This is a genomic window from Citrobacter sp. Cf072, from assembly GCF_030334485.1.
GTDB lineage: Bacteria > Pseudomonadota > Gammaproteobacteria > Enterobacterales > Enterobacteriaceae > Citrobacter > Citrobacter freundii.
The window spans coordinates 179,435-194,676 of the sequence record NZ_JAOWDX010000046.1; the positions used below are offsets into that span (position 1 = coordinate 179,435).

A 15,242-nucleotide genomic window follows, 5' to 3' on the forward strand; every position below is an offset into this window, starting at 1 on the left:
GATAAAAACCAAATTCTACAGAGAGATTCCCGACGAATTCGAACTGAAAATCCGTTTCTATTCGGCAATAAACACAATTAAATATATATTATATTTCAAACTCATATCCGGATGCTTCGAATAAAATCTTTACATCAACCATTAATAAACACAAATAAAAAAAGTAAATTTTCCTGAATCCGAGAAAGATGTAGCAAAAATAAATAAGCACAAATCCGAAAAACAGCAAACATCCGATAATGGACTTTATAATATCAATTCAATACATAACCCAGATGGACAATCGCCATTTAAAACAACAGCCACACCAATAAAATAGTTCACTGCAACTCGTCTTAGGCACGATATTCATATATTAAATACGAAGATAACCCAGGCTGACACAACACATTTTTTACTCAGAGACGCTTTTTACTCCAGCGGGTACCGCGTCTTACGCCGAATAACTGTACAAAATAACAGTACAATTATGTAAACCAGGCTATAATAGTGTCTGGCTTTTTGACGGATACACAGCGTGGCGCAGGCAGGCTTTATTCTAACCCGACACTGGCGGGACACTCCGCAGGGAACTGAGGTCTCATTCTGGCTGGCTACAGACGATGGGCCGCTGCAGGTCACGCTTGCGCCTCAGGAGTCAGTCGCGTTTATTCCCACCAGTCAGGTTCCTCGCGTCACGTCATTATTACGCACTGAAAACGGCTATCGCCTGACGCCTCTTCAGTTGCAAGACTTCCACCGCCAGCCCGTTTCCGGCCTGTATTGCCGCTCACATCGCCAGCTTATGCGGCTGGAAAAACTGCTGCGCGAAAACGCAGTCACCGTCTACGAAGCCGACGTACGGCCGCCGGAGCGGTATCTGATGGAGCGCTTTATCACCTCCCCTGTTTGGGTCGAAGGCGACAGACATGACAACATGCTGGTTAATGCCCGCCTGAAGCCGAACCCTGACTATCGACCACCGCTAAAATGGGTATCGCTGGATATCGAAACCACGCGCCACGGCGAACTCTACTGCATCGGTCTTGAGGGCTGTGGGCAGCGTATTGTCTATATGCTCGGCCCGGCAAACGGTGACGCCTCTGCGCTGGATTTTGAACTTGAGTACGTTGCAAGCCGCCCGCAGTTGTTGGAAAAGCTCAATGACTGGATTGCCCGTCACGATCCTGATGTGATAATCGGCTGGAACGTCGTGCAATTCGATTTACGCGTCCTGCAAAAGCACGCCGAACGTTACCGCATTCCCCTGCGTTTTGGTCGTGACAATAGCGAGCTGGAGTGGCGCGAGCATGGCTTCAAAAACGGCGTGTTCTTCGCGCAGGCTAAAGGTCGCCTGATTATCGACGGCATTGAGGCGCTCAAATCCGCATTCTGGAATTTCTCGTCATTTTCGCTGGAGACGGTGTCGCAGGAGCTACTGGGCGAAGGGAAGTCAATTGATAATCCCTGGGACAGGATGGACGAAATCGATCGCCGGTTTGCCCAGGATAAGCCCGCGCTCGCCACCTACAATCTCAAAGACTGTGAGTTGGTCACGCGTATTTTTCATAAAACCGAGATCATGCCATTTCTGCTGGAACGATCGACGGTCAACGGTCTGCCGGTCGACCGGCACGGTGGTTCAGTTGCCGCCTTCGGACATCTCTACCTGCCACGAATGCACCGGGCGGGGTATGTGGCACCGAACCTGGGTGAAGTCCCCGCTCACGCCAGCCCCGGTGGCTACGTGATGGACTCGCGCCCCGGCTTATACGACTCGGTACTGGTGCTGGATTACAAAAGCCTGTACCCCTCAATAATACGTACTTTTTTAATCGATCCGGTGGGGCTTATCGAAGGAATGGCGCAGCCGGATCCGGAGCACAGCACCGAAGGGTTCCTTGACGCCTGGTTCTCACGTGAAAAGCACTGCCTGCCGGAAATCGTGACCCGGATCTGGCATGGTCGCGATGAAGCAAAACGCCGCGGCAATAAGCCGCTCTCGCAGGCGCTGAAAATCATCATGAACGCATTTTACGGCGTGCTGGGAACCACCGCCTGTCGCTTTTTCGACCCGAGACTGGCCTCGTCCATTACCATGCGCGGCCATGCGATCATGCGCCAGACCAAAGCGCTGATTGAAGCTCAGGGTTACGACGTTATCTATGGCGATACCGACTCGACCTTTGTCTGGCTGAAAAAGGCGCACTCAGAAGATGATGCCGCCCGGATTGGCCGTGAGCTGGTGAGCTATGTCAACGACTGGTGGGCGCAGTCGCTGAAGCAACAAAACCTGACCAGTGCGCTGGAGCTGGAATTTGAAACCCATTTTTGTCGCTTTCTGATGCCGACCATTCGCGGTGCAGATACCGGCAGTAAAAAACGCTATGCAGGGATGATTCAGGACTGTGCTGAGCAACGTATGGTGTTTAAGGGACTGGAAACGGTACGAACCGACTGGACGCCGCTGGCCCAACAGTTTCAGCAGGAGCTATACCTGCGAATTTTTCGTAACGAACCTTATCAGGAGTTTGTTCGCGAGACTATTGACCGTCTGATGGCCGGTGAAATGGATGAACAACTGGTGTACCGCAAGCGCCTGCGCCGCCCGTTAAGCGAATACCAGCGCAATGTTCCACCACACGTGCGTGCCGCGCGACTCGCCGATGAGCAGAATGTAAAGCTGGGGCGTCCACCGCAGTATCAAAATCGCGGAACCATAAAATATGTCTGGACGGTCAATGGCCCAGAACCTGTTGATTATCAGCTATCTGTGCTCGATTACGAGCATTATCTGACACGCCAGATCCAACCCGTTGCCGAGGGAATTCTTCCCTTTATTGACGATAATTTTGCTACACTACTCACAGGGCAACTGGGGTTATTTTGACGCGTGACGAAACCGTCGCCATCCAGTACCATAGCGCCCTTTCCATTCCTGGACCCCAATACACTTGCTGCCACTTTACTCTGGCAGAGGGTGAGTATTGCCTGCAACTAAAGATATAGAGCCGAACATATATGCCTTTTACACTTGGTCAACGCTGGATCAGCGATACAGAAAGCGAATTGGGACTTGGTACCGTTGTCGCCATGGATGCGCGAACCGTCACATTACTTTTCTCATCGACGGGCGAAAACCGTCTGTATGCGCGCAGTGATTCCCCCGTGACCCGCGTGATGTTCAATCCTGGCGATACGATAACAAGCCATGAAGGCTGGCAACTGCATGTCGATGAAGTAAAAGAAGAAAACGGCCTGCTTGCCTATATCGGAACCCGCCTGGATACCGAAGAAACCGGTGTCATGCTGCGTGAAGTACTACTCGACAGCAAACTGGTATTCAGCAAACCACAAGATCGCCTGTTTGCCGGCCAGATTGACCGCATGGATCGCTTTGCTCTGCGCTATCGCGCGCGTAAATTTCAGAGCGAACAATACCGTATGCCGTGGAGTGGTTTGCGTGGTCAACGTACCAGCCTGATTCCTCACCAGCTGAACATTGCCCATGATGTTGGCCGTCGTCATGCCCCTCGCGTTTTACTGGCAGACGAAGTGGGTTTAGGTAAAACCATTGAAGCCGGGATGATCCTGCATCAACAGCTGCTGTCAGGCGCCGCAGAGCGCGTGCTGATCATCGTCCCAGAGACATTACAGCACCAGTGGCTGGTCGAAATGCTGCGTCGCTTCAACCTGCGTTTTGCACTGTTTGATGATGAGCGTTATGCAGAAGCGCAGCACGACGCCTACAACCCGTTTGAAACCGAACAACTGGTCATCTGCTCGCTGGACTTTGCCCGTCGCAGTAAACAGCGCCTGGAGCATCTGTGTGACGCCGAATGGGATCTGCTGATCGTCGATGAAGCGCATCACCTGGTGTGGAGCGAAGACGCGCCCAGCCGCGAATATATGGCCATTGAACAACTGGCAGAACGTGTGCCGGGCATCCTGCTGCTAACCGCTACACCGGAGCAGCTGGGTATGGAAAGTCACTTTGCTCGTCTGCGCCTGCTGGACCCCAGCCGTTTCCACGATTTCGCCCAGTTTGTTGAAGAGCAAAAAAATTATCGTCCGGTCGCCGACGCCGTCGCTATGTTACTGGCAGGCAACAAGCTGAGTAATAGTGAGCTGAACATGTTAGGCGACATGATTGGCGAGCAGGACATTGAACCGCTATTGCAGGCGGCAAACAGCGACAGCGAAGATGCCCAGAGCGCGCGTCAGGAGCTGGTTTCGATGCTGATGGACCGCCATGGCACCAGCCGCGTGCTGTTCCGTAACACCCGTAATGGTGTTAAAGGCTTCCCAAAACGCGAGCTGCACACCATCAAGCTGCCGCTGCCGACCCAATACCAGACGGCGATTAAAGTCTCCGGCATTATGGGTGCGCGTAAAAGCGCGGAAGACCGGGCGCGCGATATGCTCTACCCGGAACAGATTTATCAGGAATTCGAAGGCGATACCGGCACCTGGTGGAACTTTGACCCGCGCGTGGAATGGCTAATGGGCTATCTGACCAGCCACCGCTCGCAAAAAGTATTAGTTATCTGTGCAAAAGCCACCACCGCGCTTCAACTGGAGCAGGTCCTGCGCGAGCGAGAAGGTATCCGCGCAGCCGTGTTCCATGAAGGGATGTCGATCATTGAGCGTGACCGCGCCGCAGCCTGGTTTAGCGAAGAAGATAGCGGCGCTCAGGTAATGCTGTGTTCTGAAATCGGCTCCGAAGGGCGTAACTTCCAGTTCGCCAGCAATCTGGTGATGTTTGACCTGCCGTTCAATCCGGATCTACTGGAACAGCGTATTGGCCGTCTGGACCGTATTGGTCAGGCACATGATATTCAGATCCACGTTCCGTACCTGGAAAAAACCGCGCAATCCGTGCTGGTGCGCTGGTACCACGAAGGTCTGGATGCGTTCGAACACACCTGCCCGACCGGCCGTACCATCTACGACACGGTCTATAACAATCTGATCGGCTACCTGGCTGAACCAGAAAATACCGATGGCTTTGACGATCTGATCAAAACCTGTCGCGAACAACATGACGCGCTGAAAGCACAGCTGGAACAAGGTCGCGATCGTCTGCTGGAGATCCACTCTAACGGCGGTGAAAAAGCGCTGGCGCTGGCTGAGAGTATTGAAGAACAGGACGATGATACCAGCCTGATCGCCTTCGCCATGAATCTGTTTGATATCGTTGGTATTAATCAGGATGACCGTGGTGACAATTTGATCGTGCTGACGCCGTCCGATCATATGCTGGTGCCAGATTTCCCGGGATTGCCGGAAGATGGCTGCACCATTACGTTCGAGCGCGATGTCGCCCTGTCGCGTGAAGACGCACAGTTTATTACCTGGGAGCATCCGTTAATCCGTAATGGTCTGGATCTGATCCTCTCTGGCGACACCGGCAGCAGCACCATTTCATTGTTGAAAAACAAAGCATTGCCGGTCGGAACGCTGTTGGTTGAGCTGGTGTATGTGGTTGAAGCGCAAGCGCCGAAACAGCTGCAGCTGAACCGCTTCCTGCCGCCAACGCCGGTACGTATGCTGCTGGATAAAAACGGCAATAACCTCGCTGCACAGGTTGAGTTCGAAACCTTTAACCGTCAGCTCAGCGCCGTTAACCGCCACACCGGCAGTAAACTGGTCAACGCCGTGCAGCAAGACGTTCATGCTATTCTGCAACTCGGTGAAGCGCAGGTGGAAAAATCAGCCCGCGCGCTGATCGACGCGGCGCGTAAAGAAGCGGACGAAAAACTGACTGCGGAACTCTCCCGTCTGGAAGCGCTGCGTGCCGTTAACCCGAACATCCGTGATGACGAACTCAGCGCAATTGAAAGCAACCGTCAGCAGGTGATGGAAAGCCTGGATCAGGCGGGCTGGCGTCTGGATGCCCTGCGCCTGATCGTCGTGACGCATCAGTAACGGAGCCATACATGGGGATGGAAAACTACAATCCGCCGCAGGAACCCTGGTTGGTCATCCTGTATCAGGATGACCACATTATGGTGGTCAACAAGCCGAGCGGTTTGTTGTCTGTGCCGGGTCGTCTGGATGAGCACAAAGACAGCGTGATGACGCGTATCCAGCGCGATTATCCGCAGGCTGAATCCGTCCATCGTCTGGATATGGCCACCAGCGGCGTGATTGTAGTCGCGCTAACCAAAGCGGCAGAGCGCGAGCTAAAACGCCAGTTTCGCGAGCGCGAACCGAAAAAACAGTATGTTGCACGCGTCTGGGGGCATCCCGCTCCGGCCGAGGGTCTGGTTGATTTACCGCTGATTTGCGACTGGCCGAACAGGCCAAAGCAAAAAGTGTGTTATGAGACCGGGAAATCAGCGCAGACAGAGTATGAGGTGGTGGAGTTCGCGGCGGATAACACCGCCCGGGTCGTGCTTAAACCGATTACCGGACGCTCCCACCAGCTGCGTGTGCATATGCTGGCGTTAGGGCATCCAATCCTCGGCGATCGCTTCTATGCTCCGCCTGAAGCGCTGGCGTTGGCACCCCGCCTGCTGCTGCACGCCGAGATGCTAACCATCACGCATCCCGAATACGGCAACAGTATGACGTTTAAAGTCCCGGCGGATTTTTAAATTCTGAGCCAATTTATGCCGGGGGCGCTTCGCTTGCCCGGCCTACATTCATTACCGTAGGCCGGATAAAGCGCTAGCCGCATCCGGCATAATTATTATTTAAAGCCTTTTTGTTCTTTGATTAACTCGTAAGCCTTCTGGATTTCCTGCGCTTTTTGCTTCGCCATTTCCATCATCTCTGGCGGCAGACCTTTCGCGACCAGTTTGTCCGGATGGTGCTCGCTCATCAGCTTACGGTAAGCGCGCTTTATGGTAGTCGCATCATCGGTCGTTTTCACACCCAGCACATTACAGGCGTCTTCCAGCGTCGGGCCGCGTTGCGCCTGCTGCCAGCCACCGCCGCCAGACTGCTGCTGATATCCGCCGCCAAACTGTGCGCCGCCCTGCATCATGCGCAGGAACTGATCAAATTGGGTACGTGAGATCCCCAACTCTTCAGCAATCACATACAGCACTTCACGCTCATTAGGATGTAACGACCCATCGGCAAATGCCGCCTGGATTTGAATTTCCAGAAACATGCGGATCAGATCGAATCGACCAAAACAGACGCTGCGAAACTGACGCATCTTTTCACGTAATGGATAATTATCCGATTTTCCTACCCGGAAGGCGTGTTGTGCAGCCGTTCGCGAGTCACCGTGCAAATTCATCCGATCCATCAACTGGCTGGCGATATGAATATCGGCTTCCGTGACGCGACCTTTGGATTTGGTCAGATGTCCCATCACCTCAAAAGTGGTGGCAAAAAACAGCGCCTGGCGTTCACGTTGGTTGGCAAACCACGCCATTTTGCGCATGCGGGCTTTGTCGAACATGTGGCCAACTAACAGCCCCAGAACCACACCCCAGAAGCCGCCACCCATCATTAAGGCCACGGCTACACCAATTATCTTTCCCCAATACTGCATAGACTCCCCAAATCTTTATGCTCTCAGCCAGGCTATGTCCCACAATATAAGGTGCTTTTACCGATTTACGGCTGCGGTCAATTGTGGGACATCGCCTATAATTTGCATTATCATACCTGTCATTCAATGCCGTGCCTAACACCACGGATGCCTAAATGGGCAGGATTAACACTAGCGCAGTGAAGATGAGATAAGTTAGGCTGTGACCGTTTGTCACGCGCGACGCTACTGATGATGGAACAATAAATACAACGTATGAAAAAACGTATTCCCACTCTTCTGGCCACCATGATTGCCAGTGCCCTCTATAGCCATCAGGGCCTGGCAGCCGATCTCGCCTCACAGTGTATGCTGGGCGTGCCGAGCTATGACCGTCCTCTGGTACAGGGCGAGACTAATGAATTACCCGTCACCATCAATGCCGACAACGCTAAAGGGAATTATCCCGATGACGCGGTGTTTACCGGCAACGTGGACATCGCACAGGGTAACAGCCGCCTGCAGGCCGACGAAGTACAGCTTCATCAGAAGCAGGCTGAAGGCCAGCCGGAGCCAATACGTACCGTCGATGCGCTGGGCAATGTCCATTATGATGACAATCAGGTTATTCTGAAGGGGCCGAAGGGCTGGTCGAATCTGAATACCAAAGATACCAACATCTGGGAAGGTGATTACCAGATGGTGGGCCGTCAGGGACGCGGGAAAGCCGATCTGATGAAACAGCGTGGCGAAAACCGTTATACCATTCTGGAAAACGGTAGCTTTACCTCCTGTCTGCCAGGTTCCGATACCTGGAGCGTTGTCGGTAGCGAAGTGATCCACGACCGTGAAGAACAGGTCGCAGAGATCTGGAACGCCCGTTTTAAACTGGGTCCGGTTCCGGTCTTTTATAGTCCTTATTTACAGTTACCCGTCGGCGATAAGCGCCGTTCCGGTTTCCTGATCCCGAACGCAAAATATTCCACTAATAACTATTTTGAGTTCTACCTGCCATATTACTGGAACATTGCGCCCAACATGGACGCCACCATCACGCCACATTATATGCACCGTCGTGGCGGGATCATGTGGGAGAACGAATTCCGCTACCTGACGCAAGCAGGTGCGGGCCTGATGGAGTTCGACTATCTGAACTCCGATAAAGTGTATGAGGACGAACATCCGAAGGATGACAATTCACGTCGCTGGCTGTTTTACTGGCAACACTCTGGGGTGATGGACCAGGTGTGGCGTTTCAACGTCGACTATACCAAGGTCAGCGACACCAGCTACTTTAATGATTTCGATAACAAATACGGTTCCAGTACCGACGGCTACGCCACGCAAAAATTCAGCGTCGGCTACGCGGTACAGAACTTTGATGCCACAGTTTCGACCAAGCAGTTCCAGGTCTTCGACGCGCAAAACAGTAACAGCTACTCTGCGCAGCCGCAGTTAGATGTCAACTACTACCAGAATGACGTTGGTCCGTTTGATACCCGTATTTATGGTCAGGCGGTGCACTTCGTTAACACCAACGACAACATGCCGGAAGCGACGCGTGTTCACCTTGAACCGACCATCAATCTGCCATTGTCGAACAACTGGGGAAGTATCAATACCGAAGCAAAACTGCTGGCAACGCACTATCAGCAGACTAATCTGGATTGGTACAACAGCAACCCGCAGAACACCAAGCTCGATGATTCAGCTAACCGCGTCATGCCGCAGTTTAAAGTTGACGGCAAGATGGTGTTTGAGCGTGACATGCAAATGCTGGCGCCGGGTTATACCCAGACGCTGGAGCCGCGCGCGCAGTACCTGTACGTACCGTATCGCGACCAAAGTCATATCTATAACTATGACTCGTCCCTGCTGCAATCCGACTATAGCGGCCTGTTCCGTGACCGTACCTATGGCGGTCTGGACCGCATTGCCTCCGCCAACCAGGTCACAACCGGGGTCACATCTCGCGTTTATGATGACGCAGCCGTTGAACGTTTTAATATATCCGTGGGTCAAATCTACTATTTCACCGAGTCTCGCACCGGCGATGACAACATTAAATGGGAGAATGACGACAAAACGGGCTCACTGGTATGGGCGGGCGATACCTACTGGCGCATCTCCGATCGCTGGGGTTTACGCAGTGGGATCCAGTACGATACCCGTCTGGACAGCGTTGCAACCAGTAGCAGCAGTATCGAATATCGTCGCGACGAAAACCGTATGCTGCAGTTGAACTACCGTTATGCCAGCTCGGAGTATATCCAGGCTACTCTGCCGTCTTACTACTCTACGGCAGAGCAGTATAAAAACGGGATCTCACAGGTGGGCGCAGTGGCAAGCTTCCCAATCGCCGACCGTTGGTCGATTGTTGGCGCTTACTACTTCGATACCAACGTGAACAAAGAAGCAGATTCAATGCTGGGGCTGCAGTACAACTCCTGCTGTTACGCCATTCGCTTCGGTTACGAACGTAAGCTGAACGGCTGGGATAACACCCAGAAACACGCGATTTATGACAACACGATCGGCTTTAATATCGAACTGCGCGGCCTGAGCTCCAACTACGGTCTCGGCACCAACCAAATGTTGCGTTCAAACATTTTGCCGTATCAAAGCTCTTTATGATCTGATTGATTTACAACGTAATCCGCATCGCGGTTAATTGAAATGGAAAAAGTATGAAGAACTGGAAAACGCTGCTTCTCGGTATCGCCATGATCGCGAATACCAGTTTCGCTGCCCCACAGGTAGTCGATAAAGTCGCAGCCGTCGTCAATAACGGCGTCGTTCTCGAAAGCGACGTCGATGGCTTAATGCAGTCAGTAAAACTTAATGCGGGTCAGGCTGGTCAGCAGTTACCGGACGACGCCACGCTGCGTCATCAGATCCTGGAACGTTTGATCATGGATCAAATCCTCCTGCAAATGGGTCAGAAGATGGGTGTTAAAATCTCTGACGAGCAGTTGGATCAGGCTATTGCCAACATCGCCAAGCAGAACAACATGACGCTGGATCAGATGCGCAGTCGTTTGGCACAGGATGGTTTAAGTTATTCGACCTATCGTAGCCAGATCCGCAAAGAGATGACCATCTCTGAAGTTCGTAACAACGAAGTTCGCCGTCGCGTCACCATCCTGCCTCAGGAAGTGGATGCCCTGGCGCAACAGGTAGGCAACCAAAACGATGCCAGCACCGAACTGAACCTGAGCCACATTCTGATCCCATTACCGGAAAACCCAACTTCCGACCAGGTTAACGCGGCTGAAAGCCAGGCGCGCTCTGTTGTTGATGAAGCGCGTAACGGTAGTGATTTTGGCAAACTGGCTATTACTTATTCCGCTGACCAGCAGGCGCTGAAAGGCGGCCAGATGGGTTGGGGACGTATTCAGGAGCTGCCGGGTATCTTCGCCCAGGCGTTAAGCACTGCGAAAAAAGGCGATATCATCGGCCCAATTCGTTCAGGTGTCGGCTTCCACATCCTGAAAGTCAATGATATGCGTGGCCAAAGCCAGAGCATCTCCGTGACTGAAGTTCACGCCCGCCATATTCTGCTTAAGCCGTCGCCGATCATGACCGATCAGCAGGCGCGTCTGAAGCTGGAACAAATCGCGGCAGATATTAAGAGCGGTAAAACTACCTTCGCGGCAGCCGCTAAAGAGTTTTCTCAGGATCCAGGCTCTGCCAACCAGGGCGGCGATCTGGGTTGGGCTGCAGCGGATATTTTCGACCCAGCTTTCCGCGATGCGCTGACCAAACTTCATAAAGGCCAGATGAGCGCCCCGGTGCACTCCTCTTTCGGTTGGCATCTGATCGAACTGCTGGACACGCGGAACGTTGATAAAACTGACGCGGCGCAGAAAGACAGAGCTTACCGCATGCTGATGAACCGTAAATTCTCGGAAGAAGCAGCAACCTGGATGCAGGAACAGCGCGCCAGCGCTTACGTTAAAGTTCTGAGCAACTAATGGCTCGTACTCAACGCGTTGTTATCACTCCCGGCGAACCCGCCGGGATTGGCCCGGACCTGGTGGTTCAGCTCGCCCAGCGCGATTGGCCTGTAGAACTCGTTGTCTGTGCAGATGCAGGACTTCTCAGTGACCGGGCAGCAATGCTCGGTTTACCGCTTTCACTCCTCCCCTACTCTCCAGATACCCCAGCCAGACCGCAATCAGCAGGCACATTGACGCTGTTACCGATTGCGCTGCGGGCACCTGCTGTCGTGGGTCAGTTGGCTGTAGTAAACGGGCAATATGTGGTGGATACGCTGGCTCGCGCCTGCGATGGTTGTCTGCAAGGTGAGTTTGCGGCGCTGATCACCGGTCCGGTTCACAAGGGCGTAATCAATGACGCAGGCGTTCCGTTTACCGGGCATACCGAGTTTTTTGAAGAGCGCTCACAGGCAAAGAAAGTTGTTATGATGCTGGCGACCGAAGAGCTGCGCGTTGCCCTGGCAACCACGCATTTGCCGCTCAGAGCCGTTGCCGACGCCATCACGCCCGCCCTGCTCCAGGAAGTGATCGGCATTTTGCATCATGATTTACGCACTAAGTTCGGCATTGCCGATCCACATATTCTGGTGTGCGGTCTTAACCCGCATGCTGGTGAAGGCGGTCATATGGGAACGGAAGAGATAGACACCCTCATTCCGGTACTCGATGAACTGCGTGCGCAGGGGATGAAATTAAACGGCCCGCTGCCCGCAGATACGCTTTTTCAGCCCAAATATCTCGACCACGCGGATGCCGTGCTGGCAATGTACCACGATCAGGGTCTCCCCGTGCTAAAATACCAGGGATTTGGTCGCGGTGTGAATATCACGCTGGGCCTGCCCTTTATTCGCACATCCGTCGATCACGGCACCGCACTTGAACTCGCGGGCCATGGACAAGCAGATGTCGGCAGTTTTATTACGGCGCTTAATCTCGCCATCAAAATGATTGTTAATACCAATGAATAATCGAGTCCATCAGGGCCATTTAGCCCGTAAACGTTTCGGGCAGAACTTCCTCAACGATCAGTTTGTGATCGAAAGTATTGTCTCTGCTATCAACCCGCAGAAAGGTCAGGCTATGGTCGAAATCGGCCCAGGCCTGGCGGCATTGACCGAACCAGTAGGCGAACGTCTGGACAAGCTCACGGTCATTGAACTGGACCGCGATCTGGCAGCACGCTTACAGACACACCCGTTTTTAGGGCCTAAGCTGACGATTTATCAGCAAGATGCCATGACCATGAACTTCGGCGAACTGGCACAAACGATGGGACAGCCGCTGCGTGTATTCGGCAACCTGCCGTACAACATCTCCACGCCACTCATGTTCCATCTTTTTTCCTATACTGATGCCATTGCCGACATGCATTTCATGTTGCAAAAAGAGGTGGTCAATCGTCTGGTTGCAGGGCCAAACAGTAAAGCGTATGGTCGATTAAGCGTCATGGCGCAGTATTACTGCAATGTGATCCCGGTACTTGAAGTACCGCCTTCCGCATTTACGCCAGCGCCTAAAGTTGATTCAGCTGTTGTGCGTCTGGTCCCTCACGCGACGATGCCGTACCCGGTTAAAGATGTTCGTGTGCTGAGCCGTATTACCACCGAAGCGTTTAATCAGCGCCGTAAAACGGTACGTAACAGTCTCGGCAACCTATTTAGCGTTGAAGTACTGACAGAGCTGGGCGTTGATCCGGCGATGCGAGCGGAAAATATCTCTGTCGCGCAATACTGCCGGATGGCTAACTATCTGTCAGAAAACGCGCCATCGAAGGAGAGTTAAACATGATCAATTCGCCCCGAGTGTGCATTCAGGTACAAAGCGTCTACATTGAGGCGCAATCCTCACCTGATGATGAACGTTACGTTTTTGCTTACACCGTAACTATCCGCAATTTGGGGCGAGCGCCTGTGCAGCTGTTGGGGCGTTATTGGTTAATCACTAATGGTCATGGCCGCGAAACAGAAGTCCAGGGTGAAGGCGTGGTTGGCGTCCAGCCCCATATCGAACCCGGCGAAGAGTACCAGTATACCAGCGGTGCGGTGATTGAAACGCCGCTGGGCACCATGCAGGGTCACTACGAAATGATCGATGAACAAGGCATCGCCTTTACCATCGACATTCCCGTATTCCGACTCGCCGTTCCAACACTCATTCATTAAAACAATAACTATGGCGACATACCTTATTGGCGACGTTCACGGTTGTTACGATGAACTGGTAGCCTTGCTGCATCAGGTAGAATTTAATTCCAAAAAAGACACCCTATGGCTCACCGGCGATCTGGTCGCTCGTGGGCCGGGCTCGCTGGACGTTTTGCGCTACGTGAAATCACAGGGCGACAGCGTGCGGTTAGTATTGGGTAATCACGATTTACACCTGCTGGCCGTATTTGCTGGTATCAGTCGTAATAAACCTAAAGACAGGGTCACATCGCTGCTCGAAGCACCGGATGCCGACGAATTACTTAACTGGCTCCGCCGTCAACCGCTGTTGCAGGTAGACGAAGAGAAGAAGCTGGTGATGGCACATGCCGGTATCACCCCACAGTGGGACCTGCAGACGGCAAAAGACTGTGCTCGCGATGTTGAAGCCGTGTTGTCGAGCGACTCATATCCCTTCTTCCTTGATGCGATGTACGGCGACATGCCCAATAACTGGACCCCGGAACTGACCGGGCTGGCACGCCTGCGTTTTATTACCAACGCCTTTACCCGCATGCGTTACTGCTTCCCCAACGGTCAACTGGATATGTACAGCAAAGAGTCACCAGAAGACGCGCCTGCCCCGCTGAAGCCATGGTTTGCCATTCCTGGACCTGTCAGTGAAGCGTACAGCATTGCATTCGGGCACTGGGCATCGCTGGAAGGCAAAGGCACACCAGAAGGTATTTACGCGCTGGATACGGGGTGTTGCTGGGGAGGCGATCTCACCTGTCTGCGCTGGGAAGACAAACAGTACTTTGTGCAGCCATCAAATCGCCATCTGAATCTGGATCCTGGCGAAGCGGTCAACGCCTGAGAGATTTATGCCTGATGGCGCTACGCTTATCAGGCCTACATCTGGCACAAGAATAGGCCGGATAAGGCGTTTCGCCGCCATCCGGCACTTACAGGATTAACGACGCTCCAGAATCTCGAAGCAGTAGCTGTGAGAGTTTTGCGCGTCGGCATCGTGGAATTCACTGAACACCGACTCCCAGTCATCCGGTTCGTAGTCCGGGAAATGCGTATCCCCTTCGACTTCAGCATCAATGTGCGTCAGATACAGCTTCTGCGCTTTTGGCAGGAACTGCTCATACACGCGCCCACCGCCAATCACCATAATCTCTGGTTCATCACCGCAGGCCGCAATGGCTTCATCAACAGACTTCACCCACTGCACACGATCGTCAGTGCCAGGCTTGCTGCTGATGACGATATTTTTACGCCCAGGTAACGGTCGCCCAATGGATTCCCAGGTGTGGCGTCCCATGACAACCGGCTTGTTTAAGGTATTACGTTTAAACCAGGCGAGATCGGCAGGGAGGTTCCACGGCATGGCGTTCTCCATACCGATGACGCGATCTACCGCTAACGCCGCAATCAGACTGATCATTGAATATTTCCCGGATACAAAAAAATTGTCGCCACTATACGGAAAGCGCAATCTTTCGTCGACTGGCGGAAAGAGGATGAACAGGAAAATTTTCCGTTCTGCTGGCGAACCGACCTATTTAAGGTGGTACGCCAGCATTACAGTAGTTCAAAAACAGCCAATTAGCAGTAAAGTTTGCA

At 52.9% G+C, this 15,242-nt stretch carries 11 protein-coding genes; 9 read left to right on the forward strand and 2 right to left on the reverse strand.

Going from position 1 to position 15,242, the window contains the following annotated elements; all coding sequences use genetic code 11:
- Nucleotides 1-517: 517 nt before the first annotated feature.
- The 3 genes from polB to rluA all read left to right on the forward strand — a co-directional run bounded on the left by polB (nt 518) and on the right by rluA (nt 6,578).
- On the forward strand, nt 518-2,869 hold the full coding sequence (gene polB / locus OGX66_RS18025; RefSeq protein WP_088902751.1) for a DNA polymerase II: 2,352 nt from the start codon (nt 518-520) through the stop codon (nt 2,867-2,869).
- A 131-nt stretch (nt 2,870-3,000) separates the two neighbouring features.
- A complete protein-coding gene (gene rapA / locus OGX66_RS18030) occupies nt 3,001-5,907 on the forward strand; it encodes an RNA polymerase-associated protein RapA (RefSeq protein ID WP_003837386.1) in 2,907 nt (968 codons plus the stop codon).
- 11 nt (nt 5,908-5,918) lie between these two features.
- On the forward strand, nt 5,919-6,578 hold the full coding sequence (rluA, locus tag OGX66_RS18035; protein WP_008786174.1) for a bifunctional tRNA pseudouridine(32) synthase/23S rRNA pseudouridine(746) synthase RluA: 660 nt from the start codon (nt 5,919-5,921) through the stop codon (nt 6,576-6,578).
- A gap of 95 nt (nt 6,579-6,673) precedes the next feature.
- Here the strand turns inward: rluA and djlA are convergent, their stop codons facing one another.
- On the reverse strand, nt 6,674-7,489 hold the full coding sequence (gene djlA, locus OGX66_RS18040; RefSeq protein WP_003845702.1) for a co-chaperone DjlA: 816 nt from the start codon (nt 7,487-7,489) through the stop codon (nt 6,674-6,676).
- 255 nt (nt 7,490-7,744) lie between these two features.
- On the opposite strand from djlA, the gene lptD reads away from it, so the two are divergent.
- The 6 genes from lptD to apaH are packed head-to-tail and all read left to right on the forward strand — an operon-like array spanning nt 7,745 to nt 14,487.
- On the forward strand, nt 7,745-10,102 hold the full coding sequence (gene lptD, locus OGX66_RS18045; RefSeq protein WP_016149536.1) for an LPS assembly protein LptD: 2,358 nt from the start codon (nt 7,745-7,747) through the stop codon (nt 10,100-10,102).
- Between the two features lie 53 nt (nt 10,103-10,155).
- On the forward strand, nt 10,156-11,442 hold the full coding sequence (surA, locus tag OGX66_RS18050) for a peptidylprolyl isomerase SurA (RefSeq protein ID WP_003018860.1): 1,287 nt from the start codon (nt 10,156-10,158) through the stop codon (nt 11,440-11,442).
- Entirely contained in the window at nt 11,442-12,434 is a 993-nt protein-coding gene (gene pdxA, locus OGX66_RS18055; protein WP_088902754.1) for a 4-hydroxythreonine-4-phosphate dehydrogenase PdxA, read from the forward strand. The genes surA and pdxA overlap by 1 nt, the downstream gene beginning before the upstream one ends.
- Nucleotides 12,427-13,248 carry a 16S rRNA (adenine(1518)-N(6)/adenine(1519)-N(6))-dimethyltransferase RsmA gene (gene rsmA / locus OGX66_RS18060; RefSeq protein WP_003018865.1) on the forward strand — a complete coding sequence of 274 codons (822 nt, stop codon included), beginning with the start codon at nt 12,427-12,429 and terminating at the stop codon, nt 13,246-13,248. Before pdxA ends, rsmA begins: the two co-directional genes overlap by 8 nt.
- 2 nt (nt 13,249-13,250) lie before the next feature.
- Entirely contained in the window at nt 13,251-13,628 is a 378-nt protein-coding gene (gene apaG / locus OGX66_RS18065) for a Co2+/Mg2+ efflux facilitator ApaG/CorD (RefSeq protein WP_003018867.1), read from the forward strand.
- Nucleotides 13,629-13,638: 10 nt separating this feature from the next.
- Nucleotides 13,639-14,487 (forward strand): bis(5'-nucleosyl)-tetraphosphatase (symmetrical) ApaH, encoded by an 849-nt coding sequence (gene apaH / locus OGX66_RS18070; RefSeq protein ID WP_270926431.1) that lies wholly within the window; start codon nt 13,639-13,641, stop codon nt 14,485-14,487.
- 96 nt (nt 14,488-14,583) lie between these two features.
- Here apaH and folA read toward each other — a convergent pair whose 3' ends face one another.
- A complete protein-coding gene (gene folA, locus OGX66_RS18075) occupies nt 14,584-15,063 on the reverse strand; it encodes a type 3 dihydrofolate reductase (RefSeq protein WP_003018873.1) in 480 nt (159 codons plus the stop codon).
- Between the last annotated feature and the right edge of the window lie 179 nt (nt 15,064-15,242).